Genomic DNA, 26212 nt, shown 5'->3' on the forward strand with positions numbered 1-26212 from the left:
TTACCCGGGTCTTTATAAAACAAATACATATGAAACTGGCATTTATTGGAATCGGTAATGTAGGATTTGCATTGGCCGATAACTTACAAAAAAAAGGGCATGAGATTATCATTGCCCATGATGATGAAAAAAGCTCAAGCGTTCGGAAAGCAAAAGAGAAAAACCCCAATTTTAAGGCCTTACCCCTCCAAGAAGCGATCAATGAATCCGATATTGTTTTTTTAGCTACACCCTTTGGGATCAACCAATCCATCTTGGAGCCTTTACAGTTTCATGGAAAGATTTTAGTAGACTGTACCAATCCGGTGGGAGCAGGAATTTCCCATGGACTGGAAAGCAAAATATCAGGTGCCGAGAAAGTACAGGAATGGGCACCGGATGCCAAAGTTGTAAAATCCTATACCATCTACGGCTATGAGAACCTGATGAATAGCAATTTCCCGAATTTCAATATAAAGCCCGTAATGCTTATTGCAGGAGACGATGCAGAGGCCAAAAACATGGTTTCCTTGTTAAATACCGATATGGGTTTTGAAACATTGGATGTCGGCGTTTTGTCACAAGCCCTGCATTTAGAACATATGACCCTTTTATGGGTAAAAATGGTTAGGGTCAACGGGCATCATCCAAATTTCACCTGGGCCTATTTGGAGCGATAGCCTTGAAAAAAAGAAAATATCATATGAACAGCAAGCTGTATTAAAACTTTAAATGTAATATAACCCCACCATAAGTGGCATAGACAAGATATTTTACTTTACTTAATCAACTACGGAATTACTAATAAAGGCAATGTATTTCCCATCCGGAGACCAACTGGGGACATTTATAGTTCCTTGTCCACCATAGAGATAGGCTATTACTTTGGCCTCTCCACCGCCAACCGGGATTCTTCTTAGATATACCTGTTTGTAAAAGGGATGGTCAGCGGCATCCACTTCTGGTAGATAGGACAAAAAAATAATCGATTTGTCATCTGGTGAAATATGGGGAAACCAATTTTGGAGGGCGTCATTGGTCAGTTGTTCTTGATGACTCCCATCAGGATGCATACGCCATAATTCCATGGTTCCTGTTCTGGCCGAATTAAAATAGATATATTTTCCATCCGGACTATATTCGGATCCATCATCCAGAGTCGGTTCGTCTGTCAATTTGATTTCTGGGCCGCTTCCATCAGAAGGAATCTTATAAATATTATAAATATCGTTCCTTCCTGCGGTATAGGTTAGCCATTTTCCATCCGGCGACCAACCATGTAAATAGCTAGGGCCTTGGACTGTTATTCTTTTCGGAACGCCACCTGAAACAGGAACCGTATAGATTAAGGAGCCATTTGAAGGCTCGCCACTGGAGCTGCTCAATCCGAGCATTTTACCGTCAAAGGATAAAACATGGTCATTATTGTTTTTCCTTACAAAATCGGTGGGGAGTACAGAAGGTTTGTTGGTTTCCAGATTATACCGATATATTAAACCTTCGCTATTGTAGATCAAGGCCTTATTGTCCGAGGTCCAATTGGGTGCCTGAATAGAGTTTTTTACGGAATATATAATTTTCCTCTTTCCGGTATCTACTTCCATTAACTCCAAATGACTGCCGATGTAATCTGTATAGGGGACAAAATCTAAGGGAGCAGGAAGAACAATTCGAACATTTTCAAATTCAGCTTTCTCCACAACATCAGCATTATGCGAGCAAATAAACAATCCCGCAAGCATTTCCTCAGGAAAATCAAAATCGGGAACTTCTACTGTCCAAAAAGGCTCGCCGTACTTGGCTACACTAAAGAAAAAACTTCGCCCGCGCCGTTCCAATTGAATAATATCCGGCATTTTAATGGGCGATTTCACCTCTTCCACATTCATCCCGTCTTTTTTGCGATATTGAATGGCGGTTAAACCGTCTCCATGAACTGTTCCACAGACCATAGCAGAACCGGTCTTCAATCCAGTTCGTACCATCCATCCCAATTTGCGATGAGGGTCAACACCATTTCCCAATAATTTACCTCGAGTCCGTAAAATAAAATCTCCATTCAACTTTTTATAGGCAAAATGAAATTCATCCTTTTCAAACCAGATATTGGCACCCGAACCGGAAAGCGTATATGTCTGGGTGTTCATATCGTAATCCGTATTACCTTTATGTTTAACCGCTCCAACATCTGTAGTGCTTTCAAAAATACCTTGTGTATTTTGAGCCTTTGTTGATAGGGCAGTAGCGCAAAAAAAGACTATACAAAATAAGAGGTTGTTTTTCATGTTTCGTTTTCCTTAGGTTTGATAGAACGGACTGCGATTCCCGTTGATAAAGATTAAAACAAATGGACTATCAGGAACTTATTATTTTTTCGATTTCGCTCAGCTCTTCTTGGGAGAATTCTAGGTTCTCTGTCGTCCGTACGTTGTCCAACATTTGTTTAGAGCTGCTAACACCAACAAGGACCGAAGTTATACGTTCATCCTTTAACAACCAGGCAATTGCCATTTGTGCCATACTCTGTCCTCTTTCCTTTGCAATTGCATTCAATCGCTGTACTTTATCCACTAATTCCGCAGTTATTTTTTCTTTTTGAAGATATCTCCCGTCTTTCACTGCCCGGGACTCCTCCGGGATTCCTTTTAGATACTTATTCGTCAGAATACCCTGCTCCAAAGGGGAAAAAGCTATTGCTCCGGTTCCCTGACGACCCAGTTCACCCAATAACCCATCTTCAACCCATCTATCCATCATGCTGTATCGAGGCTGATGAATACATAATTTCGTGCCCATCTGCTGCAGAATTTCTGCCGCTTGGCGTGTTAGTTCCGCAGGATATTGGGAAATACCTACATAAAGTGCCTTACCTTGTTGTACGATTTGGTGCAATGCGCCCATAGTTTCCTCCAAAGGAGTATCAGGATCAGGTCTATGATGATAAAAAATATCAACGTAATCCAGTCCCATTCGTTGTAGACTTTGATCAAGGCTAGCGATTAAATATTTTTTGGAACCAAAGTTCCCATAAGGCCCAGGCCACATATCCCAACCTGCTTTGCTGGAAATGATCAATTCATCACGATATGGCCGAAAATCCTTTTCAAAGATTCGACCAAAATTTTCTTCTGCTGCACCATAAGGAGGGCCGTAGTTATTGGCCAAATCGAAATGCGTTATCCCATGGTCAAAGGCGGTTCTCAAAATTTCCCGGGCGTTGGTAAAATCGTCCGAATGCCCAAAATTATGCCATAAACCCACGGAAATAGCGGGCAGTAATAGTCCACTTCTTCCACAACGGCGATAGGGCATTTTGTCATAGCGATTCTCCTTGGCCTCGTAATTTCCGATTGATTGATTATCAAAACTCATTAATTGATGTATTTAAAATGATTTAAGCTAAAATCTAAAAGCACAAAAACTCTTTCCGGAGAGTGTACACTATTCCAAAAAACCCATTAGTATTTATTCTGCTTTCTTTGCTTCTTTACCTGTTTAACTAGCTTTCCAAAGCTTTTGTCCTTCTTTTTCTTTTCCAGTACACTTGATTCAAAATGTAGTTTCTCCCGTTCAATTTTTTGAAAATTGGCATAGGAATTATAGTCTATGTCTCCATTTTCAACCGCGTCCAACACGGCACACCCTTTTTCATGGGTATGCGTACAATCCTTAAATTTACAATTCTGGGTGTATTCAAAAATGGTTTCAAAGGTAATTTCCAATCCACCGGACAAATCGGAAATTCCCACCTCTCTCATTCCAGGGTTATCGATTAGGATACCACCGTTTTCCATCACCACCAATTCCCGGTGGCTCGTAACATGCCTTCCTTTGTTTACACTGGTACTTATATGACCGGTTTTCATCAACGATTTTCCCGAAATATGATTTAACAATGTTGATTTACCCACTCCCGAGGAGCCAAGAAGGCAATACGTTTTTCCTTTTTGGATGATTGGGTTCAAGGTATCATAGCCTTTATCCATTTGGCTGCTTACCGTGACTATGGGAACGCCCTTTATCCGTCGTTTTATTTGCTGCGTGATATTTTCCAAATGGAACTCGGGCAATAGATCAATTTTACTCAAAACAATAATTGGTTCGACTTTTGACGCATTACAGATGGTTAAATAGCGTTCCAATCGATTTACGTTAAAATCCCGGTCAATCGCTTGTACGATCAATCCAAAATCGATATTCGTTGCGATTATTTGTACCTGTCCCTTTTTCCCCACGGCTTGTCTTTCCAAAATGGAAGTTCGCGGATATACCGTCCGAATTAGGGCCTTGTTGTCATCATATTCGGAAAAGGCGACCCAATCCCCAACAGCAGGGAGATCATATCTACTTTCCGCAGTAAACCTTAAATTACCTAAAAGTTCGGCATCGAATTCCTTTGTCGGGGTTTTTACAATATAACGTTCCTTATGTTGGGAGATAACCCTCCCTACTTCAAACGAATCTAAATTTTGGTCGATTTTAAATTGTTCCAAAACGTTATGGTAACCTAGATCTTGAAGTGTCATGGTATTTTATATTAAGCAAAACAATCCCATTTATGCTTTTCTACAAGAGATTCGATGGGGTTATAATGAACGAAATAAAGCGGGTTCAAAGTTAAGGCTTTTGAAGTAAGGAACCACACCAAAACGTTTGATGGAAATGGATTTTCTGCGCTATCTTATTCGGTAAGTTCTATATGGTTTCCTTCCGGGTCGGAAACAACACTTTCATAATAGCCATCACCTGTGGTCCTCGGTTCCCCGATTATCTCAAATCCAGCATTTCTTAAAACTTCGGTAAGCTGATCGACTTTGTCCTTGTCTCCGACCGAAATTGCGAAGTGCGCCAGTCCGTTCATCATTCCTTTGCCCCCGGGATGTTGTAAAATATCAGGGCGGTGCATTAATTCGATCCTTGCCCCACCCTTGAAAGATAGAAAGTACGATGAGAATCCTTTTTTATCATTTACATACTTCGAATTGGACTTCATTTTGAAATAAGTAACGTAAAAGTCCCTCATCAATTCCAAATCTTTGACCCATAGGGCCAGGTGTTCTATTTTCATGTATCTATACTATCATTTTAGTTTAACAGTGCCATTTCTGTATAGATCCAACGCTTGATTCATAATCAAGTCGATAGCGCGGATAGGTAAATCTTTTTTGGGATTTACCCTAAAAATTTTCATCCGTGATCGATTCCCCGTTTCCAGTTCAGGATGATGCAGGTGTTTTCCCTCAACCATAAGAAAATAAGGTTCATTACTTTTTTTATCCACCCATAGATAACAGAAAGCCTTTCCTTTATAACAAAAACAGGGCATTCCATATTTCCGGGTCTCGGTAATTTGGCCATCCATGTGAAGGACAATATCTCGCATGACCAACAAACAGCTCTTGTTGGGTTCGGGTTGGGTTAGGTAGAAATTATCCTTTTCGTCAGTCACTTTTATTCATGTATAGGGAGAACGTAGTGAATAAATCGACACTTTGAATTAAGTGAAATCCTTGGATGGTTTCTTTGGGCCTTTTTATTCTGAAAATCGATTTAAAGGTACCTTGGCCGGATTGAAATTGATTCCCAATTCCTTTCTGGCAAGGTCGTTTCTATAAACTATAATCGGTTTGCCCTCTGGTTCCTTATTGTTTAGCATTAGGTTAATGTCGGATACTTTGTAGCTTTCACTTGAAATTAAATAGTTTTTGCCGTGAATACCATTTGTTGTTGCCGCCTTATATACGCAAACGGCAACATCTTCCACATCCACAATCGCAAAGTAAATGTCGTTATCAAAAAACATTTGAATAAAAGGGTTTGGCGCTATTTTGTTCTTAAACAAAAATTGCAATCCCATGGACGTTGAATCCTCTCTTTTTGAAAGAGCCTTACCCATAACTCCTACTGGTGAAACGGTTGTAATTTCAAAATCTAAATTCGGATGGTCCATTATGAATTTTTCCACAGTTTGGTTGGCGATAAATTTTGCCTGGGCATAAGGATGACCTTCTTCACTCATAAACGGAGGATCTTCCTCAGAAATTTGGTCGCCTTCACTTTTGTGGGGAGGGAGGAGAGGAAAACTGGTATTGCATGCGGCAACCGAGGCTATAAAAACAACTTTTTCAAGTCCAGATGTTTTTTGAACCAGCTCCAAAAAGTTTTCAGTACCCTTGATGGTCGGATCAAATAATTCGGTTTTTGGGTCTTTTACGTCAAGTTGAAATGGAGTTCCACCATGTACTACGATAGAGCAACCTTCTAAAAAGTTTTCAAGCTGTGGTTTGTTTTTTACATCCAACTCAAAAATCACTAAATTTTCAGAGTTAGGCAATTGGTTTAAGTGATTATACTTGTCTTTTTTGGAAAGATCCGTGGTAGATACTTTTACTTTATAGCCTTCTTCCAAGAATTTCTTTACGTTGTAGCTTCCTATAAAACCGGAACCTCCAATAATACCTGCTATTTTCATAATGAAATGGTTTGGTAATGGTTAAAGGTCTATCCTAATTTAATTTAAGTATGACCTTGTTCGTAAAAATATCAGCTATGCTATCTCAATTATCGTATGGGTGATATAAGAGGGGAAGTGGAGGCACGGCCAATATTATGGAAATATAGCAAAATTATACCAATAGAACAATAAGCCATAACTTTTCAATTATGGCTTATCGCAATTTTTTCAAAGGTGAGAATGTTCAAAATGCTTAGGTCGTTTGTTGACAGTGAGTTGGGTCTTTAGCGAACTTGGTAGGAGGTCAATGCGGTACTTCCCGAGCGGTAATACACCTGACCTGTTATGTCATCTACGGCATAAATAGGCTCTCGATCCTTGCCCAGATTTATTTCGCCATCAATTTTGCCAGTCATTTTGCTTACTTTCAAAAGGACAATATTTTTTTCTCTTTTAGACATGATAAACATAAAATCCCGTCCTGTTTTGGTGGCCTTAAGCCTAGCGCTGGCCCTACTAAAAGCCGCTCCGGCATAACTGGAAGCCGCATCGCCCAATTGTCCGTAGGCATTGCCCATTTGGCTGACGATTTCTCCGGCCAATGCGTCTTCCCTACGTACCTCATCTTCCGCTGCAGCCATAGCACCTGAAACATAGTAAGAAACAGCACCGATATATGCTGCTCTGACGGACTCCGCGTATAACAGGGCACGTTTCCATCCAGGTTCCCTAGGTGCGGCATAATATTCCTGAAAGCTGAGGGTTCCATCAAAATTGAATTTGGCCACATTCTGATCGGAATGAATAAAAATACCATCTTCCATTATTTCAAGTTGCCTTGGGGATTCCTTGCCCTCAAATTTGAGTTCAGTTTGTGACAGATCTCGGATTTGTTCAGTAGATTTATCTACGACCTTTATCAAGCCCGATTTGTAGTCAAATACATAAATGGCACCATTGTGCTCGTCGGTTAGGCTAGGGCTGGTCTGTATACTTTTTTTCCATTTGAGTGTGCCCGTGTGTTGATCCAGGATATTCATCGAATTTGTGGTAATATATAGAATGGAATTGGTAAGTGGCACAATTCCGACCACGGTTCCGTCTACCTTTACAGGCTTCTCAAATGTTATGTTACCCGCAATCGGATCAAGAAAATTTAGAAAATCGTTATTGCTGGTCCGAGACACTAACAATATGCCGTCTCCGGAATCCAAGTAATCATAAACTCCTCCTTTAATGCCAATACCACGTCCTTTCTTTCCCCAAAGCCCTTCTTGAGTTTGGTAGTCGAATAGGTTAATTTTAGTGCGATTACCATTATCAGGTAGTACAAGTAGGCCTTGATCCAAGAAAGCAACTTGTCCCAGGGCTCCGTTTGTCTTTAAACCTTCTTCCCAAACCAGGCTTCCGTCCTTGATATTGTAAGCATTGTAGTGGTTTGTATAACTCACGGAATTGTTCCCTGAAGAGGTGGTCATTGCGGATTGCCGCTCTTGCTGTGATGCTAAATAGAAAACATCTCTGTCCTCGGGCTTATAGAAACGAAGTTCTATATCAGTATCTTTAGCCATGTTTTCGGCAGCGGTTTTTAACAAAGCTCCAAATGCTCCCATTTTATCTATCTGGGTGGCCTCTTTGGAATTTACTTCTTTCCATATAATGTCTCCCGTGCCAGCATTGAGTTTATAATTATGGAATAATGTTACGATAAGAAGTTCTTTGTTTCCAAGTTGGTTCGCCGCGATAATACGCCCAAATTTTTCATTCATGGACCAAGATAGGCTACCATCCGACATTTTAACGGAAACCATCAATGGTTCTCCATTTCGGTCGGTTCCGGCGACAAGAATAGCATCTGAATTATATAACAAAAAATAGTTTGCAATTTCCTGCAACCCTACACTTGCAGAATTAAAGACCTCATTTCCGGTGAACTGGTCTATCAGATAGAAAATGTTGTCAACGGTAACTGTAAAAAAAGGACTGTTGGGCAACTCTTCGTAGGAATTCCTGTTGAGATTGCCATGGGCACGACTGCTCCAAGAGATATCACCAGTTTCTGTATCCACACCGATGAGACCCTCTCGTGAGCTTACGATTAAGTTGCCCAATGCAGTAACTTCTTGCCATAAAATAGTGGTAGGTAGTTGTTTGTTCCATTTAATTTCCACTTGTGCAAAGTGCATCAGCGGACACAACATAAAGAATATCAAAAATGATTTAGAAAGGGTCATAGGAAGGTTTTTTATGTAGGTAGAACGCTGATTAGGCATTTTTAGTGTTGATGTATACAGAATTAGGAGTATACAAATCCTTTGTTTTCAGTAGTATAACTTAATAGGGAGAGATGCTCAAGATGATATTATTCAATCATTCAAACCATTTTACATCTCTCTTTTCATAGTATTACAGGACCTACACTACAACCTTGAAACCCTTTGAGCGGATTCATCAATGCAACCTTAGGATTCCACTAACCAAAAGTAATCGCCTACCCTTCTCAATCTCAAAGGGGTAACTTGAAAGAGGATACCCGTTATTTGGACTAAACCGTAGATTTGATAGCGGACATTTTAGAATTGCTTTCTTCTATCATGGTGGTAAAGTCGTTGCTATCGGTTATGTCCCTAATTGTAATTTACATAATGGGAACTGATATGGAAATGTATTCAGTTTTGGTCATTTAGTTTACCGGTTATACTCATTTTAACAACCTGGTATTGCTTTTCCACAACGGCTTGATTATGCCCATGTCCCGCATCAGGTATTACAAAGTAAGCCTTATCCGGAGCAACTATTTTGTCAAAATAAGGTTTATTGACTTCCATTGCAGTTAATATATCATTTTCGCCTTGAATAAGGTATACCGGTATTTTAAACTCTGTTCCACTCTTATTGAAATCAATATCAGACACCATAGATTCTATTCCCAGTATACCATGCCCAACAAAATGAACAAATGAATAATCATCTCCATCATATCTATGCGCACCATCTTTTTCATTGTCATATTCAGATGCTAGCTTAAACCACGTGGCTGGAGGAGGGGTAGAATTCTTCCGTTCATATTTTTTAACAATTCGTAACAGTTGGCCATAGTCTTTTGCGCTGGTATATGGAGGTTTTCCCAGGGATTCTAGTTTTTCTATTGATTCCAGGTCATTTGAATTTTTCACCATTTTGTACGTCGCTTGGTATGCATGGCCTATATTTTTGGAGAAGTTAACGAATTGGGCATGTCCCACATACGCATAAAAATGCTCTGGATTACTTAAGGCCATTTCGGTACCAAGAACAGAACCCCATGATGTGCCCACAAGTATAATTTTCTCCTGATTTAAATATTGGATCAAGTATTGGACAAGTTCAATGCCATCTTTGGTCATTTGTTTTACGGTCAATGGATTTTCTATAAAATACGCCTCATCAACTGTTGGTGGTACATTTCGTCCATATGTCCTTCCCGCACCCCTCTGATCCCAATTGACCAAGACAAAATCATTTTTCCATTCCCCATACATAGTGTCATCATACTGGCTCATGGTGCTGCCAGGCCCGCCATGGATAAAAAGGACCACAGGTTTAGATCGGTCTTTTCCCTGAATGGTAATCCACTGTTCTATTCCACCGATCGATATAAACTTTGATTCGTTTATGGGTGTGTTTTGGGCAATTGAAACGGTTGTGGATAGTAATAAAAACAGAATGATATAGGCCTCATTTTTCATTTGACAAAATAGGGTATAATTTAAGTATAGGACGGTTACTTACCTGAATTGTTACAAACGGTATAATACATGGGGTTATTTAAGGGTCAAAAAAAATACTGACAGGAGCTGAAGAAATTAATAAACTTGATTTTATTAAATTTAGTAAAACCCAATAAATAGCGCTATTCCTCTTCTGTAGAATTGCCCGGTTCATCAACACCTCGGTTCAGGTTATTTTCCATGATGTTCAGTTTTTTTAGCTTAGCTTTCCAAGTGGCCAAGGCCTCTTTCTGATGCTCCACTTTTTTAATGACTTCTTGAACAACCGGACTATCTCCCGATGCATTGGAAAAGAACAAAAGGTTATTTTCCAGTTGGCGTATCTCGTTTTTGCTATCGTCAATTTTTTTACGGATAAAGGAACGTTCATTGGAAATGGCGCGTCCATTGTCCCTATGGGCCAATTGCTGTATCTTGTTGCCATATTTCAGAAGCTCCGCTTCTTGGCGACTCACGTCCATTTTCCTTAGAATAGCGTCCAATATCTTATTAAATCGTTGGTTTATGTTCTTTTTATTGAAGGGTACCCGACCATAGGATTTCCATTCATTGATAAAGGACTTTAACGTACTAAGATTTTCTTCTCTATTCCCGGTAAGTTCAAAAGTTCTTAAGCGTTCGATACAGTCTTCTTTTTTGGACAAATTTTCAACTTCGTCCTTGTGAGCCTTGTTTTTTAAAGCGTGAAGGCGATCAAAATAATGGTTACAGGCATTTTTGAAGTCTTTCCAGATTTTATCGGAATACTTTCGGGGTACATGCCCAATTTTTTTCCATTCGCTCTGTATACGCTTCATTTCCTGAGTGGTGGTATTCCAATCCTCGCTGTCCTTTAAGGATAGAGCCAATTCCAGTAGTTTTCGTTTTTTTTCAAGATTTTCGTGCTGGTCTTTTTTAAGATTCTTATAGAAGGCATTTTTGTTTCTATTAAATTGCCGTACGGCATCCTTAAAGGAGGCCCAGGTTTCCTCATTTACCTGTTGTGGTACTTTGCCCGCCTTAAAAAAATCGTCCCGCAAACCCTCTATTTGCCGTATCTGCTGCTGTAGGCCTTTATGGTTATTGGCCACATCGGAGCTTATGGTCAATATGGAGGCGATAATCTCGTGTTTCTTCTCCAGGTTCTTTTCGTATTGTTTGTCCAGCTCCTTGTAGTGCTCCTGTCTTCTTTGGTGTAGTACTTTGGTGGCATTGCTGAATCGTTCCCAGATTTCTTCACGGCGCTCCCTTGCTACAGGACCAATATCTTCCTTCCATATTTTGTGGAGTGTTTGTAGCTCTTGGAATGCCTTGCCCAAATCTTTTTCCTGTGCCAGGGCCTCGGCACGTTCTGCAATTTTTTGCTTTTCCTCTAGATTATGCTTGAAGTCGAGGTCCCGTAATTCCCGATTCAGGTGCAGAAAATCATAAAAGATTTCCAAATGGTGGTGATAGGTGCGCCAGACATCGTTATAATGGGTACGGGGAATAGCTCCTGCATTGCGCCACTGTTCCTGGATAGTCTTAAAGGTCTTATACGTGGTGTTCATGTCCTCCTCCACATTCATGAGGCCCTTAAGTTCCTCTATTATGGCCAAGCGTGTTGCCAAGTTATCCTTTAAATTCTTTTCAAGGTTCTTGTAATAAAGATTTCTTTTCTCACGGTAATCCGCATAGACCTCATTGAACTGCCTTTTGGTTACCGAATTATATCTAAAATCTATTTCGTTTCCGCCATTGGCGATAAACTCTTCTTTTTTGTGCTCTAGAAATTCTTGAAATTTTAGATCAAACTCATATTTAATGCCATCAACATGTTTTTTTATGGCCTGTACCTTCTCATTACGAACCAATCTTTGTAGTTCGCCTACCAAGTTTTCCATGGACATGGAATGATAGTCCAATAGGGGAATATGATGACGATGATGATTGTCCTTGTCCTCTGCATCCTCCGCATTGGACTCTTCAATCTCTTCCAGGACATCTTCTTTCTTGGATTTCTTTGCCTCGAACGTTTCAGATGCCATAGCTTCCGAATTTGTATCTTCCTTGGATTCGGCCTCATTGATTTCATTGGCATTAGACTCCTCAATTTCTTTAGGAATATCTTCTGCCTTAGGTTTCTTTGCTTCGGACGGTTCGGATGCTATGGTTTCCGAATTTGTATCTTCCTTGGATTTTGCTTCGGTTGTTTCATCGGTATTGGACTCCTCAATTTCTTCAGGAATATCTTCACCGGACTTCTCGGATTCGGGTGTCTCCGACTTTACGATTTTCGCATTCGCTTCTTCTTCGGATTTGGTCTCAGTGCTTTTCTCCGGATCGGATGGTGTTCCGGTAGTTTCTGAGAAATCTTCCTCTACATTTTCCTGTAGTTCCTGGTCTTTCCCTTCCAACATGGTCATTAGTTTTGGGTTCTGCAAACAGTTGCTAAGGTTAAGATACTAACAACCTGTATAACCGCAAAAATTATAGAGGGTTTCTTTAGCGTGACGAACCCGGAAATCGGCTTAACCTTGGACACCATGTCGGTTATATAGTTTTTCCATTACATCTGTTTTCTCCAAAATCTTTATTATGAACCAACATATAACCTCAAGAAAACAAATTGGCTAAATGGGTAGGAATAGAAGAACGCCATTAAGACTAACTATTCCAAATTTCCCAGGCCTTTTCCGCCTGTAATTCCAACATACGAAGACCGTTGCATATGGTAGCACCACGTGATTCCCCTTCCAACAAAAAAGCGGTCTTGGACGGATTGTAGATAAGGTCGTACAACAAATGTTCTTTATTGAAAAAGGGGTAGGGTAGTGCTGGTTTTTGTGCTACATTAGGAAAAGTACCCAATGGGGTGCAGTTTATGATAATTTGATATTGTCGTAGAGTTTCTCCATTTACATCTGTATACCTGATTTGGTCGTGAGCAGGGTTTCGGGATACAAAGCGGTAGGTTATTCCCAATTCCCTTAATACAAAGGCAACCGCTTTGGAAGCTCCCCCTGTACCCAATATTAAGGCGTTGGTATGGTGTTTTGCCAAAAAGGGCTCCAAGGATTTTTGGAATCCGTATGCATCCGTATTGTACCCAATCAATTCTTCACCCCTCAGTTTAATGGTATTGACTGCACCAATCTGACCCGCTATATCATCCAATCCAGTTAAAAAGGGGAGCACCTCTTCCTTATAGGGAATGGTTACGTTCAAACCTTTTAGTCCTTTGGTATTGCGGACAAGTTCACGAAACTCATTAATATGTTGAAGGTCAAAATTTTCGTAGGAATGCTCGCTCAGTCCCATATCGGTGAACTTTTGGGTAAAATATCCCTTGGAGAATGAGTAGGAAATATTTTTTCCCACCAAACCAAATCTATTTTTCTTGTTTTCTATATTCCCCATACCATTCCAGTGCCAATAAAACAAAAATTCCGATGATCACAAAAAAAAGGGCCCACCAAGTTTCCGAATTTTTAAAATCCGGAAAATACCGCTCATAGTTCACAATAATCGCCTTTCCGTTTGAATCTAAAAACATTTCTCCCATGGCATCCGTCTTAAAGATGGTTCTCTTCCAAGGCCATACTACTCCAAGGGAACCTGTGATAAAACCGATAATGACCGCGGTGGTTATATGCTTGTAGTGTTTAAGTACATAACTAAGAATATGTGAGAGGGTTACTAAGCCCGCCGCAGAGCCTGTAGTAAAAACGGCCAAAATGGTAAGCGTATTTAGTCGCTCTTCGTTTTTCATGAAACTAAAGTCGCCCTTTAACACTTCGGCAAAGGTATCATATAGGGCATTTACAGAATCCACGAGCAACAGCACATAATTCCCTAATAATATGAGTATAAACGAACCAGATAGTCCGGGCAAGGTCATTCCGGAAACACTGATCATTCCGCAGAGAAAAATGAAAATTAAGTTGTCGTTTTCCCTGGCAGGGTTTAAAAAACTAATAGAAATGCCTACCAGGAGCCCCAATACACCGGCAGGGATGGTTCTTTTGTTCCAGTGTCCGAAATCTTTGGAAATATAGTAGATCGATCCCAAGATCATTCCAAAAAAAGCAGCCCAAACAAACAACTCCTTACGTTCCAAAAAATAATCCAGCAATTTGGAAACGCTAAAGTAGCTCACCAACATTCCAAATATGAGGAGGGATAAAAACTGCCCGTTTACATATTGATAAAAACTTTTAAATCTACCATTGAACAGGAGTTTAAAAGCCTTTCCGTTTATTTTTTGAAGTGAATAGATGAACTCTTCATAGAACCCCCCTACGAAGGCTACAATTCCCCCAGAAACACCGGGTACTTTGTTTGCAGCGCCCATAAAAAGCCCCTTTAGCACCAGAAATACCTTATCCATAAGTGTTCTAGGGTTGTACATAAGGAAGACGGCTTTATTTTTTCGAGGCTGTTTTTTCTAAGATAAAAATAAGTGAAAAACCAACGATGGCGGCTATTATGGCAGGGATAATTTGATTGTCCCCCTCAAACAGAAATGGAGAAATATTTTCATCAAGGGTTATGGTCTTACTACCTATCTGTTTTGTTTCCAGAACTTTTTTCCATGGCCATATTTTGTTTAAGGAGCCTAGGATAAAACCTGTTAAAATAGCCAAGGTAATGCTCCTGTAATGGTCGAACATCCATTTTAAAAGCCTGGCAAAGCTCAAAAGTCCGAAGATTACGCCCAAGGTAACGGTTATAAGAATCTTGAAGTTCTTATCGTCCACTGCATCCAAAACGGTTTTATAGGAGCCTAAAAGTACCAAAATAAAAGAACCCGAAATACCAGGCAAGATCATGGCACAAACCGCCAATGCTCCGGAAAAAAATAAATAGGGAAGGCTATCCGAGTTTTGCGAAGGCGGAAGAGTAGTTACAAAATAGGCTACAATAGCGCCAAATACCAATAATAAAATGGTAACCGGCCCCCATTTTTTTATAGCTTTTGCCACAAACACAACGCTGGCCAATACCAGTCCAAAGAAGAAGGACCATAAGGGAATAGGTTTGTTTTCCAATAGCCAAGTAATCAATTTGGAGAATGAAAAAATGCTTATCAACATTCCCACAAACAGCGCAATTAAAAAGTTACCGTTCAATTTTTGCCAAAAAGCCTTGAAACCTTCTTTTCGCCAAACACCGATCAGGCTAGGATGTACATTGTTAATGGAAGCGATAAGTTCTTCGTAAATGCCGGCAACAAAGGCTATGGTTCCTCCTGAAACTCCAGGAACAAGTTCGGCCACACCCATGGCCATTCCCTTTAACGCGATGATTAGATGTTGGAGGAGGTTTCTATTTTCCATAGGGATAAAAAAGGCAAAAATAGCTTTTTTATCTCGAAGCCTTTTTACAGTTGGAGATTATGGCATGTATCCATTCCAAATGCTGGAATTGTGCAAACTCCTTTTCGAACAGGTGTAATTTTTCAAAATCCGTATTTAATGCGTCCATTAGACATATACGGGCATTTACAGTGTCCTGGGCAGACAAGTACAACCCCACCATCTTGTATTGGATTTCTGCGCTCTCCGGATAAAACTCTTTGCCTTGTGCCAAAATTTGAATTCCGGCCGGGATGTCATCGTTTTTCAGCAATACATCCGCCCATTGCAACCAAGTCTCCAGCTCATAATTACCCAGCTCTACGGTTTGCTTAAAGGCGAAATCCGCTTGTTCATAGTTTTTAAGACAGGCATTGATTAGGGCACATTTTTTCCAATAGTGTGGGTTTTCCCCATCAATATTCAAGGCTTTGTTAATGTAGTATAAAGCCTTTTTGTAATTGTGTTGTTTTCTATAGAAATCTGTTATGGCCAACCAACCTTTATCCAATAACGGGTCTTCATGGACAGTCTGGTAATAATAATATTTTGCCATTTCGTCATTACCCAGTTTTTCATGACATTTGCCTATACGCAAATAAGCATGGGAGGTTGGATCTTCAATTTTTACGGTAATCTCGTAATTTTCAATGGCCTCTTTATACTTGCCCAATTTTTCCAATACCTTGCCCTTTTCAAAATAGGCGCCTATGAACGAATCGTCCGAAATTATGGCAAAATCGAATGCCGATAATGCTTCAGGGTACATTTCCTTGGTAAAATACTGTTTTCCCAGCTGATGCCAAGCCACTTCGCAATAGGGATTGCGTTCTAGATAATCATTAAGATAGTATATAGCACCATCGTAATCTTCCAAAAACTCAAAACAATAGATGACGTTGTACAGGGAGGAATAGTCTTGCTCATCAAAATTGACGCATTTCATAAAGCTTTTCTGTGCCAATTTAAAATCGTCCATAAAAAGATACTCCATGCCAAGGAGCGAATGGATATCGAAGCTGTTTTCGGCCAACTCCAAAGCTTTCTGAAGCAATAATACAGCTGCTTCGTGGTTGTCTTTTTTGGAATGGATATTGGCCCTTTGGATATAGATTTCCTCGTTGTGGGCATCCAAGAGCTGAAGTTCATCCAAAAGCTGTTCCGCCAATTCCAAATGATTTTCAAATACAAGAACCTCTACTTCCAGTAGTTTCAATTCAATGCTTCCCGGGTGCTGCCGCAGGCCTATTTTTATGGCCTTTTTGGCCAAGGCTATTTTGCCGTGGTTGAGATAGTGGTGTATGATTTCCTCAAAATCTTCCGCGTCAAAGAAGTAGATATCATCCGTTTTGAGCATGGACTCGAACTTGGCCACGGATTGGCCCGGTCTTTCGTTAGAATCTAACGCCATAGGAACGTTTTGGTTAAACTATGGAATTAAAAGTAATCTTTTGAAGATACTTTTCATTCTTCATTTGGGCTATATTATTAACAAATTAGTTAACAAATTATTGCTCGTATGCTGTCAAAACTTCGAGAATAACGGCACATCCTTTTTGTATTTCTTGCTCGGTTATGGTTAGGGGAGGCGAGATTCTGACTGCTTTAGGCTCGAACAAAAGCCAAAAAAGAATCAACCCTCGTTTGGCACATTCCAGCACAACATAATTGGCCAATTCCCCAGTTTCCATAATAAGGGCCAATAATAATCCTTTTCCTCTAATCTCTTGTATAAGATGATGTTTTAAGAGTTTCCTGAGCAATTTTTCTTTTACCAAAGTATCTAGCATAAACGTACTGTCGGTAATTTCCCGGAGTGTTGCCAAACAGGCCGAGGCAATTACAGCATTTCCACCAAAGGTGGTGATATGCCCTAATTTCGGATTGTTCTGTAATGTAGCCATCATTTCCCTTGACGCCGTAAAGCCGCCAACGGGTAATCCGGAGGCCATGGCCTTGCCCATTACTAAAATATCAGGGCTACAATTATAATGCTCAAAAGCGAACAATTTGCCTGTTCTTCCAAACCCAGGCTGTATCTCGTCCAATATAAATAAGCTACCTGTTTGATTACAACGCTCCCTTACTTTTTGCAGATAATCATCTTTGGGAACAATGAACCCTGCTCCACCCTGTATGGTCTCCAAAACCACCGCAGCGGTCTTTTCGGTAATTTTCTGTATATCGGTCAAGGAGTTGAAATGTATAAAACGAATATCGCTCAACAAGGGTCTAAAGGCACTTTTTCTATCCTCATAGCCCATAATACTTAAACTCCCCATGGTATTTCCATGATAGGCTCCATGAGCCGCTACAATTTGAGATCTCCCTGTAAAACGTCTTGCTAGCTTTAAGGCTCCTTCCATGGCTTCAGTTCCGGAATTTACCATATAGGTGGATTCTAATGGAGCTGGAAGTAACGAAGCGAGTAATTTGGTATAGGTCACTGCCGGTTTCTGGATATATTCTCCATAGACCATAACATGCATATATTTTTCTACCTGTTTCTGTATGGCATGAACTACTTTGGGATGACAATGCCCTAGTCCACAGGCGGATACCCCTGCCACGAAATCCAAATGGGCGTTGCCCTGGGAATCATAAATATAGCTTCCCTTGGCATATGATACCTCTAAACCTAAAGGGTTTGGGGTGGTCTGCGCTTGATATTTTAGAAAATCTTCTTTCATGCTTCGCCATAGAACCCGTCCGGTTTTCAAAACCTTCCAGGTCTCGTATGATGCGTTAATTTACCTTTACTTTTTGGACTTTTGGCCGGGGATTGGGTTCTGGGGCCTGATCATTTTGGCTGGGCGGAATCTCATTTACTGGATCTCCGGCATTATTGGTACGGTTTTCTTCCTCCGCATCAATATCGATCGGGTTGTTAACGCCTTGAATAGTTACCAGTTGAATATTGTTATCATCCTCGTCAAAGATATCGTCCTTGGTCATGATACGTTCATCACCGCGCCAAATAAATCCTTTTAGCTTTCTACTTTCCTTGGGCAGATCTTTTTCTGGAAAAATATCCCCATCCGGGTTCACAAAAAAAGTAAGATCTTCCACATCGTTGTTGACCATGGTCATCCGTATGGCGCTGCATATGGTCTTGTCGATTCCCAAGAGTTCATCATCATCATTGTACATATAGTAGATTACCTCAGTATTTTTAACTAAATCGATGATTTTGAGTTCATTGTCCTCAAACTGTCCGAATAGATCCTTTCCCTTGGCCTGATTGTAACCTTCCATACTAATGCTGTCCAAGGAAATGATAAAGGCATTGTTGATTACTTTTAGGGAATCCAATTTTTCGGTTTCCAAATCCGATATGAGATGGATGCTGTCCCCGGTCATCTGGTTTTCACCATTCCAGATTATGGGATCACGAATAAGCTGGGTAAGTCCCGTTCTTTCCTCGGTATGAATAGAATCACATTTTCCGCTCATATCGGTCTTATAGAATCTTGCATTTCGAAATGCCCTTGAAATACGATTTTCGGGTTTACCTGTAACCATTAAGGTATCACCATGAACATATAGGGAATCTTGTTCCAATAAAGAAATATACACCGCCCGCTTGGTAGCAAAAACCGAATCCTTGGCCTTGAATACCTCTGCATAATGCGCCCTAATGATACCATTGTTTACAGTGTCCGTTACTTTGATGTTGTTGGTGGCGGAAGCAAATTCCGTGGCTTTGTCAAAGAACACGCTATCTCCTTCAATGATACGATTGTTATAATCTATCCTAGTGTTCTTAATTCCGTAGCCGCTCTCGATCTTTGTATCATAGAACCCCCTTTCGCAATAGATTTTGTATTCTTCGCCCGTGATGGTAGAGGGTCCGTACATATAGGCATTTTTTGTGGTTTCGTAATAATCCAGCCGTTCAGAATCCATTATGTATTGGGGGTTCTTAATATGAACGCTATCCAGGAACTGGTATTTTTTTAGTTCCATAAAATAGCGACCTATTTCACTGGTCAAGGTGTTGGCCGAATCCACCACGGTACCAAAACTATCATAATAGGATTCCTGTTTTTCCCTATCAAAGTATAGGGTGTCCGTACGTAGGGTGGTTTGCTGATTTTCCTGTTTATTTTCCAGAACGACGTTGTCCCATGCCTTGGCCAATTTGTTCTCACCATCATAGTCTATTTTTCCGCTGGTCAATAATACCGAATCCCCCTGTTGTAAACGGATGTTGCCTATGGCTTTTAATCTGTTTTCTTTTTGATAGTGGATGGCAATATCACACCATAGGTCGGCACCTTCATGTTCAAACTGGACTTGCCTATTGTCCTTACTAAAAATAAAAGCACCAGGAAACTGTTCTTCATCCTTGGTGAAGTTAGCTCCATAAATGATGTTGATTTGCTTACTTTCAACTGAATCGCCTTGTTGCTCCTTTACCGCAGTTTGTGATAAGCCAATTGCAGTCCAAATACAGAATAGGCCGAAAAAAAAGTGTTCTTTCAATCGTCAGATTTTGCCCCAAAAATAGGACTTTTTCAATGAGGAGACCTAGGGATTAGGATAGATTTAATATGATTCGGTTTAAGCAATCAAGCATAGGTCCTACGATTAGAGTTGGACCTACAGTATATTATCTAAAAGGTAATACTTAAAAATCCCTATAAGCCGATTTCAAATATTTATTGGCTTTGTCTTTGGAAAATTTGGCCGTCTTAGCATCCCAATGCAAGGTTTTGTTTGGAAAACGTCCAGCGATTACCCCAAGAAGTATGGTTTCAGTCAATCGGGAGGCGTACGAAAATGGGGCACTACATGCTCCTGTTCCCAAACAGGCATCCACGAACTGGTGGTAGTGTTTTTTGCCTTCGGATTCGTAGTCCCTTACGGGAGCACCTAGATTAAAGGATTCAATGTCCATTTCTTTGTACTGGCCATCGACTATTAATTGGGGAAGCTTCTGAAAATGGGGAAGATACAATCTTCCTTTTTCTCCCATAAACATTGCCCCTTGATCGTGTAGTTGCTCACCATTGGGCAATTCTAGGTCTTTATGTTTTTCAGGCGCTCCGGGGCCATCATACCAAACCCATTTTAGCGTCTTGTCCGTATATTTTGTTCCTGGAAATTTGTAGGTGACCACATTATTCTGGGGGTAGGCAAACCCGTTGGGTTCCCTACATTCATTTTTTATGGTTTTGGGTACATCCAATTCCAAGGCATTGTACGGGGTATCAAAAATATGTACGCCCATATCCCCTAAGGTACCACACCCATAATCCATTAGTTTTCTCCAATTGACAGGATGGTAAAAGTCTTTCTTAAAGGATCTTTCCGCTGAGGTTCCCAACCATAGATTCCAATTCAAAGTTTCCGGAATTGGGTCTTCACCTTGGGGTGCAGATCCATCATATCCCCAGTTTTTAGGAGACCATGCTCGTACAGTATGCACTTTTCCAATGATTCCGGACTGAATTAACAAAGTTGCCAATTTGTAATCATAAAAAGAATGCACCTGAATGCCCATTTGGGTCACCAGATTCTTTTCTGCGGCCAACTTTTTCATGGCCCTGGCCTCGGACACATGGTGCGTTAAAGGTTTTTGGCAATAAACAGGCTTGTCCATACCCATAGCCAACATAGAGGCGGGCGCATGTGTATGGTCCGGAGTGGAAACGATTACGGCATCAATATCATTTGCCATTTCCCGGAGCATAAGCCTATAGTCAGCGTACGTCTTTGCATTGGGGTGCAGTTTAAGGGCAGCGGCCAATCGTGTAGAATCCACATCACATAAAGCGGTAACATCCACCAGTTTATGGGAAGATATGGCCTTGAGGTCTTCCATACCCATACCACCAACCCCAATGTGCGCGGTTCGTAAACGTCCATTGCTGCCAATTTTTCCAAGAAGGGAGGGAGCCAATGCCACACCCAAAATCCCTAAGCCGCTCTTCTTTACAAATTCCCTTCTATTTGTTTTATTGCCCATAATGCCTTAAAGTTTGGTTCTCTTCCTTTATTTTTTGGTTAGATCTTTGATACGAATATTCCGGAAACGGACAACATCACCATGTCCTAAAAAACCAATGTGTCCTTTGTTCCGTTCCAACCCTGGATGCTCTTTTTTGTCCATTGTGCCATTTTTGCTGGCTTCAAGAAAATCGGAATCGACAATAGTGGTTCCGTTCAAATTGATTTTTATAGAAGAACCCCGGACGATCACCTCCTGTTCGTTCCACTCGCCCACGGGCTTTAAAAAACCTTTTTTTGCTGGTATAATACCATATACCGATCCATGATATTGATAAGGCTGGAGTTCCGCATATTTTTCTGCCGTATTATCCAATATTTGCAGTTCCTTGCCCACATAGGCCGCATCCCCTTCCAATGGCGCATGGATACCCAATCCGTTATTTGCTCCCGGGGTCAATTGAAATTCAAACCGAAAGTTAAAATCACTATACTCGTCTGCGGTAAATAGGTTTCCGCCACTGCCTCCCCCGTTTGGATCTACTATGATCATACCGTCCTGGGCCCTATAGGATTCTTTGTTCCCGACCCAGCCATCTAGGTTTTTACCATTAAAAAGTTTAGTAAATCCGGCATCCATTGGTCTTTGGCCATTACCGGGAAGAAAAACAAAAATGCAGATTACCAAGGCAATTCCGGAAATATTGATTTTTTTCATAAAATGGGATTAAGCCTATTTATATTTATCTAGCGATGTATGGTTTGCGTCCTATCCGGCCCTACTGAAACAATTTTTATGGGTACTTGCAACTCTTCCTCCAAAAAGTAAATATACGTATGCAAGGTTTTGGGAAGTTGCTCGGCCTTTTCCATTTGGGTCAAATCCTTTTCCCAGCCTTCCATTTCAAAATAGATCGGTGTTACGTTTTCGCTTTCAATATTATAGGGTAAATGTTCAATTTCCTTGCCCTTGTAGTTGTAGGCCGTACAGACTTTTATCTTCTCAAAACCGCTTAGTACATCGGCCTTCATCATCATCAATTCGGTTACACCATTTATACGGACTGCATATTTAAGGGCTACAAGATCTAGCCAGCCACATCTTCTCGGTCTTCCCGTTGTAGCACCAAACTCATTGCCTACGCGTCCCATGGTCTCACCGTCCCCATCAAACAGTTCAGTAGGGAAGGGACCACTTCCTACCCTTGTGGTATACGCTTTAAAAATGCCCTTTACGTCGCCTATCTTATTTGGGGAAACACCCAATCCCGTACAGGCACCAGCCGCAGTAGTATTGGAAGAGGTGACATAGGGGTAGGTTCCAAAATCAATATCCAATAAGGATCCCTGGGCGCCCTCGGCCAATATTTTTTTTCCTTGGTTTTGTGCCTGGAAGAGATACTCCTCGCTATCTATAAACTGTAGTTGTTTTAATGTTTCAACGGCATCCAGGAATTCGGTTTCGAGTTCTTTCAGGTCATACTGGATGTCTACGTTGTAGAAATCGATCATGGCTTCGTGCTTATCGGCCAAGGCTCTGTATTTTTCTTTCCAGCCATCCAGTTCCAAATCTCCAATACGCATACCGTTACGCCCGGTTTTATCCATATAGGTAGGGCCAATTCCTTTTAATGTAGAACCGATTTTGGCCTTTCCCTTGGCGGCTTCGGAAGCGGCGTCCAAAAGTCTATGGGTGGGCAAAATGAGGTGCGCTTTTCGGGAAATCAAAAGTTTTGAATGGAAATCTATCTTAAATTTCCTAAGTGCGTCCAATTCCTTTTTGAAGATTATGGGGTCTATGACAACACCATTGCCAACGATATTAATGGCGTTTTTATGAAAAATTCCTGATGGAATGGTGTGAAGTACATGTTTTATCCCATCAAATTCCAGTGTATGCCCGGCGTTTGGCCCTCCTTGAAAGCGGGCTATGATATCATAATTTTTGGTCAGTACGTCTACAATTTTTCCTTTTCCTTCGTCACCCCACTGCAGGCCTAACAATAAATCTACCGCCATGTATACTTTTGGTTAGTTATTTGACTTTTCTTCTTGGTTTTTTGTGCCGTAAAAGTAAAGTGAATGCGTATTTATCTTGATATCGAAAACCTCTTCAATGGTTTTTTTAATAGATTGGATCCTGGGATCGCAGAATTCCATAACCTCACCTGTGTCCGTTAGGATAACATGATCATGTTGTCGATCAAAATAGGATTTTTCATATTGGGCCTGATTTTTTCCAAATTGATGTTTCCGCACCAATTTGCATTCTAATAGAAGTTCAATGGTATTGTACAAAGTGGCCCGGCTTACCCTATACTTTTTGTTCTTCATGTTGATGTAGAGGGATTCTATATCAAAATGATCATCGCTATCATAAATTTCTTGAAGTATGGCATATCTTTCCGGTGTCTTCCGATGTCCATTTTCCTCTAGAAAAGTGGTAAAAACGCTTTTTACTATTTCTTGGTTCTTATTGGCACTCATTCTATTTTTCCAACAATGCTAAACCACAAAGGTACGGTTAAAATTTAAATTCGGGATACTTTGTCAATGCCTTCTATACGCTTTAAATTGGCAATCAATTTTTTAAGGATACCATTGTTTTTTACCACTACGGTAATCCTTCCCGTAAATGTACCGCCTTCGGTACTAAAGTTAAGATTGCGCATATTTACATGCATATCATCGGAGATTACGTCCGTAATTTCGCTGACAAGCCCTAGGTTGTCGATCCCTGTAAGCTGAATTTCCGATTTGAACTCTTCTTGCGTGGAATCTATCCATTTGGCACTTATAATGCGATAGGCATAATTGGATTGAAGTGATATGGCATTGGGACAGTTTTTTTTATGAACTTTGATGCCTTCGTTAACACTGATAAAACCAAACACTTCGTCCCCGGGTATGGGATTACAGCATTTGGATAATTTGTAATCCAACTTCTCTTCGTCCTTGCCAAAAACGAGCATATCGTATTTGGAGGTTATCTCATCCTTGTCGATGTCTTCAGGTACAGAATGCCTGCGGATTTTATTTTTAAAGAAACTGATAAAAGCATTACTATAAGAAGAAGCAAACTCCTTGATCTTTTGGTTGTCAATGGCTCCGATGCCCACTCGATAAAACAAGTCCAAACTCGTTTTGAGCTTAAAATATATGACCATTTTGTTGACCACATCCTCGCTAAGGGTCACTTTTTGGGATTTCAGTTTTCTTCGCAAAATTTCCCTTCCTTCCTGGGCAACGGTTTTCTTTTCCTCCCGTAGGGATGATTTGATCTTGGCCCTTGCCCTCGCCGTAGTGGCATAGTCCAACCAATTCTGATTGGGTTTGGCTTGGTCCGAGGTAATTATCTCAACTTGATCCCCACTGTTTAAGGTTGTGTTTAGCGGAACCAATTTACCATTTACTTTGGCACCCCGGGTGCGCATCCCCACTTCGGTATGTATGTTAAAGGCAAAATCCAAAGGTGTGGCTCCTTTGGGAAGCGATTTAAGTTCTCCCTTTGGTGTAAACACGAAAATTTCCTTGGAGTAAAGATTCAATTTAAATTCCTCCACAAAATCTACGGCACTACCATTGGAATTTTCCAAAGCCTCCTGAAGACGGTTCAACCACACTTCTATGCCTTGTTCCTTTTGCTCCCCATGCTTATATTTAAAATGTGCGGCATATCCCTTTTCCGCAATTTCATGCATGCGTTCACTCCGTATCTGCACTTCTACCCAATTTCCTTTTGGCCCCATGACGGTTATATGAAGCGCCTCATAACCTGTAGATTTTGGTGAGGAGATCCAGTCGCGCAGTCTAACGGGATTGGGTGTAAAATGATCCGTTACAATAGAGTATATTTTCCAGGCCAGAAATTTTTCGTTCTGCTTATCGGATTTATAGATGATTCGGATGGCGAATTTGTCATAGATTTCGTCGAAGGAGACATTTTGCGTTTTCATCTTTTTCCGAATGGAAAAGATAGATTTCATCCTGCCTTTTATGTAATAGTTGAGGCCTTCCTTTTTAAGCGACTTGTCAATAATGCTCGAAAAGGAATCTATATAATCCTGTTGTTCAACCTTGGAATCCTCTATTTTCCCCAAAATATCTTGATAGACTTCCGGTTCGGTATATTTTAGGCTAAGGTCTTCCAGCTCGGTCTTAATGTTATAAAGTCCGATACGATGGGCCAAAGGTGCATAAATGTAAAGTGTCTCGGACGCCATTTTCACCTGCTTATGTTCCGGCATGGCGTCCAGGGTGAGCATATTGTGATATCGATCGGCAATTTTTATGATGATTACCCGTACATCATCATGTAGGGTCAATAGCATTTTTCTGAAGTTCTCCGCTTGTTGGGAGATGTTCATATCCTTTTTAAGGTGCGCTATTTTTGTGAGGCCGTCCACAATACGGGCAACGGTCTCCCCGAACATACGTTCTATGTCATCCAATGTATACTCGGTATCCTCAACAACGTCATGCAATAGGGCAGAGGCTATGGAAACCGCATCCAGACCTATTTCCGAGGCCACGATCTTCGCTACGGCAATGGGATGAAAGATATACGCTTCGCCAGATTTTCTTCGTTGATTTTTATGGGCGTCTACCGCTACCTCAAAAGCAGACCGTATCAGTTTCTTGTCATCACTGGACAAGGTCTGATAGCTTATGCGTAGCAACTCCTTGTATTGCTTGGCAATCTGTTTGTTCTCTTTTTCTATGGTAGCCTGAGTCATACTATA

Annotated in this window: 21 protein-coding genes; 1 reads left to right on the forward strand and 20 read right to left on the reverse strand. The window is 40.7% G+C overall.

The genetic code is table 11. From position 1 onward, the window contains the following. Positions 1–23: 23 nt before the first annotated feature. A complete protein-coding gene (locus ACP2AF_RS12960) occupies positions 24–659 on the forward strand; it encodes an NADPH-dependent F420 reductase (protein WP_425238031.1) in 636 nt (211 codons plus the stop codon). A 102-nt stretch (positions 660–761) separates the two neighbouring features. Here the strand turns inward: ACP2AF_RS12960 and ACP2AF_RS12965 are convergent, their stop codons facing one another. From ACP2AF_RS12965 to ACP2AF_RS13060, 20 genes are all read right to left on the reverse strand, one after another. After that, positions 762–2264 (reverse strand): TolB family protein, encoded by a 1503-nt coding sequence (locus ACP2AF_RS12965; protein ID WP_425236573.1) that lies wholly within the window; start codon positions 2262–2264, stop codon positions 762–764. Positions 2265–2334: 70 nt separating this feature from the next. Further along, positions 2335–3351, reverse strand: coding sequence for an L-glyceraldehyde 3-phosphate reductase (gene mgrA, locus ACP2AF_RS12970; RefSeq protein WP_425236574.1), 1017 nt, complete (start codon positions 3349–3351; stop codon positions 2335–2337). An 86-nt stretch (positions 3352–3437) separates the two neighbouring features. Then, on the reverse strand, positions 3438–4505 hold the full coding sequence (gene rsgA / locus ACP2AF_RS12975; RefSeq protein ID WP_425236575.1) for a ribosome small subunit-dependent GTPase A: 1068 nt from the start codon (positions 4503–4505) through the stop codon (positions 3438–3440). A gap of 155 nt (positions 4506–4660) precedes the next feature. Further along, the gene (locus ACP2AF_RS12980) at positions 4661–5047 is read right to left on the reverse strand and encodes a VOC family protein (protein WP_425236576.1); all 387 of its coding nucleotides are present in this window, start codon (positions 5045–5047) and stop codon (positions 4661–4663) included. A gap of 12 nt (positions 5048–5059) precedes the next feature. Beyond that, a complete protein-coding gene (locus tag ACP2AF_RS12985) occupies positions 5060–5428 on the reverse strand; it encodes a DUF1801 domain-containing protein (protein WP_425236577.1) in 369 nt (122 codons plus the stop codon). Between the two features lie 84 nt (positions 5429–5512). Further along, positions 5513–6451, reverse strand: coding sequence for an NAD-dependent epimerase/dehydratase family protein (locus ACP2AF_RS12990; RefSeq protein ID WP_425236578.1), 939 nt, complete (start codon positions 6449–6451; stop codon positions 5513–5515). A gap of 266 nt (positions 6452–6717) precedes the next feature. Beyond that, a complete protein-coding gene (locus tag ACP2AF_RS12995; protein WP_425236579.1) occupies positions 6718–8667 on the reverse strand; it encodes a hypothetical protein in 1950 nt (649 codons plus the stop codon). Between the two features lie 435 nt (positions 8668–9102). Continuing rightward, on the reverse strand, positions 9103–10161 hold the full coding sequence (locus tag ACP2AF_RS13000; protein WP_425236580.1) for an alpha/beta fold hydrolase: 1059 nt from the start codon (positions 10159–10161) through the stop codon (positions 9103–9105). A gap of 164 nt (positions 10162–10325) precedes the next feature. Continuing rightward, a complete protein-coding gene (locus ACP2AF_RS13005) occupies positions 10326–12581 on the reverse strand; it encodes a DUF349 domain-containing protein (RefSeq protein WP_425236581.1) in 2256 nt (751 codons plus the stop codon). 247 nt (positions 12582–12828) lie between these two features. Next, on the reverse strand, positions 12829–13581 hold the full coding sequence (locus tag ACP2AF_RS13010) for a shikimate dehydrogenase family protein (protein WP_425236582.1): 753 nt from the start codon (positions 13579–13581) through the stop codon (positions 12829–12831). Next, entirely contained in the window at positions 13553–14572 is a 1020-nt protein-coding gene (locus tag ACP2AF_RS13015) for a DUF368 domain-containing protein (RefSeq protein WP_425236583.1), read from the reverse strand. The genes ACP2AF_RS13010 and ACP2AF_RS13015 overlap by 29 nt, the downstream gene beginning before the upstream one ends. 13 nt (positions 14573–14585) lie before the next feature. Continuing rightward, a complete protein-coding gene (locus ACP2AF_RS13020; protein WP_425236584.1) occupies positions 14586–15500 on the reverse strand; it encodes a DUF368 domain-containing protein in 915 nt (304 codons plus the stop codon). Between the two features lie 28 nt (positions 15501–15528). Further along, entirely contained in the window at positions 15529–16929 is a 1401-nt protein-coding gene (locus ACP2AF_RS13025) for a tetratricopeptide repeat protein (protein WP_425236585.1), read from the reverse strand. Between the two features lie 97 nt (positions 16930–17026). Continuing rightward, positions 17027–18208 carry an aspartate aminotransferase family protein gene (locus ACP2AF_RS13030; RefSeq protein ID WP_425236586.1) on the reverse strand — a complete coding sequence of 394 codons (1182 nt, stop codon included), beginning with the start codon at positions 18206–18208 and terminating at the stop codon, positions 17027–17029. 55 nt (positions 18209–18263) lie between these two features. Continuing rightward, complete coding sequence (locus ACP2AF_RS13035) at positions 18264–19958, reverse strand: OstA-like protein (protein WP_425238032.1); 1695 nt, start codon at positions 19956–19958, stop codon at positions 18264–18266. Between the two features lie 190 nt (positions 19959–20148). Next, positions 20149–21489, reverse strand: a complete 1341-nt coding sequence (locus ACP2AF_RS13040) for a Gfo/Idh/MocA family protein (RefSeq protein WP_425236587.1) — start codon at positions 21487–21489, stop codon at positions 20149–20151. Between the two features lie 27 nt (positions 21490–21516). Next, positions 21517–22188: a 3-keto-disaccharide hydrolase gene (locus tag ACP2AF_RS13045; protein ID WP_425236588.1), complete on the reverse strand. Its 672-nt coding sequence runs from the start codon at positions 22186–22188 to the stop codon at positions 21517–21519. Positions 22189–22217: 29 nt separating this feature from the next. Next, on the reverse strand, positions 22218–23489 hold the full coding sequence (locus ACP2AF_RS13050; RefSeq protein ID WP_425236589.1) for an adenylosuccinate synthase: 1272 nt from the start codon (positions 23487–23489) through the stop codon (positions 22218–22220). Positions 23490–23501: 12 nt separating this feature from the next. After that, the gene (locus ACP2AF_RS13055; protein ID WP_120714144.1) at positions 23502–23957 is read right to left on the reverse strand and encodes a Fur family transcriptional regulator; all 456 of its coding nucleotides are present in this window, start codon (positions 23955–23957) and stop codon (positions 23502–23504) included. Between the two features lie 44 nt (positions 23958–24001). Beyond that, the gene (locus ACP2AF_RS13060; RefSeq protein WP_425236590.1) at positions 24002–26206 is read right to left on the reverse strand and encodes a RelA/SpoT family protein; all 2205 of its coding nucleotides are present in this window, start codon (positions 26204–26206) and stop codon (positions 24002–24004) included. Between the last annotated feature and the right edge of the window lie 6 nt (positions 26207–26212).

It is taken from the genome of Ulvibacterium sp., assembly GCF_965248315.1.
In the GTDB taxonomy this organism is placed as follows: domain Bacteria; phylum Bacteroidota; class Bacteroidia; order Flavobacteriales; family Flavobacteriaceae; genus Ulvibacterium.